At 73.5% G+C, this 2300-nt stretch carries 3 protein-coding genes; 1 reads left to right on the top strand and 2 read right to left on the bottom strand.

Going from position 1 to position 2300, the window contains the following annotated elements; genetic code table 11:
- Positions 1-127: 127 nt before the first annotated feature.
- Together H5J30_RS27965 and H5J30_RS27970 are read right to left on the bottom strand one after the other, a co-directional pair.
- Positions 128-1189 carry an ATP-binding protein gene (locus H5J30_RS27965; RefSeq protein ID WP_018837542.1) on the bottom strand — a complete coding sequence of 354 codons (1062 nt, stop codon included), beginning with the start codon at positions 1187-1189 and terminating at the stop codon, positions 128-130.
- 233 nt (positions 1190-1422) lie between these two features.
- A complete protein-coding gene (locus H5J30_RS27970; protein ID WP_051102869.1) occupies positions 1423-1674 on the bottom strand; it encodes a hypothetical protein in 252 nt (83 codons plus the stop codon).
- Between the two features lie 170 nt (positions 1675-1844).
- Between H5J30_RS27970 and H5J30_RS27975 the strand changes: the two genes are divergently transcribed.
- Positions 1845-2300 (top strand): uracil-DNA glycosylase family protein (locus H5J30_RS27975; RefSeq protein ID WP_309505650.1); only part of this gene is annotated, 456 nt, incomplete at its 3' end.

Raw genomic sequence — 2300 nt, forward strand, 5'->3', positions numbered from 1 at the left:
GCGCCGAGGGCGCGCAGCGCCGGGTTCTGCATCGCCTTGGCGAGCCCCGCGGAGAAGGCGCGGGTGGCCGGGTCGTCGCGCTGCTGCGCCTTGGCCTTGCCGCGCCGGGCCGCCCGGCTCGTACGGCTCATCTGCGCGCCTCCACCAGGCGCGGCATGTCGCGGGCCGCCTCGACCAGGAACCAGGCCGGCAGCACCGGCTGCCCGTCCGCGTCCTCGGCGATGACGGTCTGGGCCACCTCCACCGATATCTCGGCCAGTTGCACGAGGAGCGCCTTGGCGCGGTACGCGGTCTCGCGCACGGCCGGCGAGGCGTGCTCCTTGCTCGCGGGCAGTTCCTTGACGAGCCGGCCGCGGAACGCCTCGGCGAGGTAGTACAGCAGGTCGCGGTCCTCGGTGCGGCGGGGCCAGGAGGCGTCGCCCTTGAGGATGGCCTCGACGCCGTAGCGGTGCCGGACGATCTTGACGTAACCGCAGAAGGACACGGCGTGCGCGGGCGTGAGCGTGCCGTGCGCCACGGTCTTCAGGGTGTGGTCGTCGAGGGCCGGGCCGAAGGAGTGCAGCGCGTCGGAGAGCATGTGCCACGAGCGCGGGGTGGAGAACGGCTCCTCGGTCTTCGGCGGCTTGGACCACAGGTGGTCGGGGCGGTCCGTCAGGTAGTCCGTGACCCAGGGGTGGATGCCGTGCTCGCCGGCCCAGACGAGCCAGTCGGTCGCGGACGCCTCCAGGTGGACGTGGGCGAGGCGGTTGACGAGGGCGGAGGCCATGGGGCGGGCCAGCGCGTTGTCGGTGGCGCGGTTGCCGGCGCCGATGACGATGCTGCCCTCGGGCAGCTCGTAGTTGCCGATGCGGCGGTCGAGGATGAGGGAGTAGAACGCCTTCTGCACGTCGGGGGTGGCGGCGTTCAGCTCGTCGAGGAACAGGCAGTACGCCTCGTCGCGGGCGATGGCCTCGGGCGGGCAGAAGACGCTGCGCCCGTCGCGGATCTGCGGCACGCCGATGAGGTCTTCGGGGGCGAGCTGGGTGCCGATGAGGCTGACGCAGTCGAGGCCGAGGGAGTCGGCGAACTTCCGCACCAGCGAGGACTTGCCGATGCCGGGGGCGCCCCAGAGGAAGACCGGGCGCACGGTGGCGAGGCCGAGCAGCAGCTCGGGGATCCGGGCGGGGGTGACGGTGACTGCTGCCTGCACGCGGCGGGCTCCTGCTTCGGGTCGGGGTGCGGCGCGCGCAGGGAGTGTGCGCCGTGTCGGGACGTCCAGTGTGGGCGCTGGACGGGACGCGGCGCAGCCGGTTTTCCGGGGCGGGGGCGGGCGTCGGGGGTACGGGACGCGTGTGCGCGGGCGCGGGGCGTACGGCTCGCAGGCTCGCGGCCTGCGGGCCGGGCCCCGCGCCCGGCAGGCGGTACGCGGTCAGGACGACGCGGTCAGATGAGCGGGAGCAGGTTGCGCACCAGCCGGCAGGTGGTGAGCGAGGGCGGGTGGACGCCGATGCGCTCGGCGGTGTGGCGTATCACCTCGTTGCGGGCGCGCTGGGGGGTGTAGACCCCGGTGTCGAGCAGTGCGATGGCGATGCGCATGGCCTTCAGCATGCGGTTGTGCGCGACATACCACTCACGCGGCATACCTGCCGGAAGCGGCTTCTTGGGCAGGGGTGTCGGGGCGTACGCCACTGGCATGGGCGACCTCCTCGGCCTCGTCTTGGCCCGTCTTCACTCCCTCCATGATACCGCCACCGACTGACAAACTCCCCTGGTCAAAGGTCATTTCGGGATACCAGTTCGAATGCACAGGGGTGTACTGGGACCCCGTTCGGCACCGCCCGCCGCCTTCGGGCATGCTGGCACCGATGACCACCACAGAGCCCCCGCTCCCCGCCGGCACCGCCCCCCGCACCCGTACCGTCGCCGAACTGGACGGGCGGCTGTGCGAGTGCCGCGCCTGCCCGCGGCTGGTCGCCTGGCGGGAGGAGGTCGCGGCGACCAAGCGCAAGGCGTTCGCCGACTGGGACTACTGGGGCCGCCCCGTCCCCGGCTTCGGCCCCGCGGACGCCGCGATGCTGATCATCGGCCTCGCGCCCGCCGCCCACGGCGCCAACCGCACCGGGCGGATGTTCACCGGCGACCGCTCCGGCGACGTCCTGTACGCCGCCCTGCACGCCACCGGCCTCGCCAGCCGGCCCACCGCCACCCACCGCGGCGACGGCCTGACCCTGCGCGGCGTCCGCATCACCGCCCCCGTCCACTGCGCCCCGCCCGAGAACAAGCCGACACCCGCCGAGCGCGACACCTGCCGGCCCTGGCTC

The organism is Streptomyces phytophilus (assembly GCF_013870535.1).
Classification (GTDB): domain Bacteria; phylum Actinomycetota; class Actinomycetes; order Streptomycetales; family Streptomycetaceae; genus Streptomyces; species Streptomyces phytophilus.

Excerpts from the sequence above, each read along its gene's own strand:
- H5J30_RS27970 (WP_051102869.1), bottom strand. The coding sequence starts at position 1,674 with ATGCCAGTGGCGTACGCCCCGACACCCCTGCCCAAGAAGCCGCTTCCG.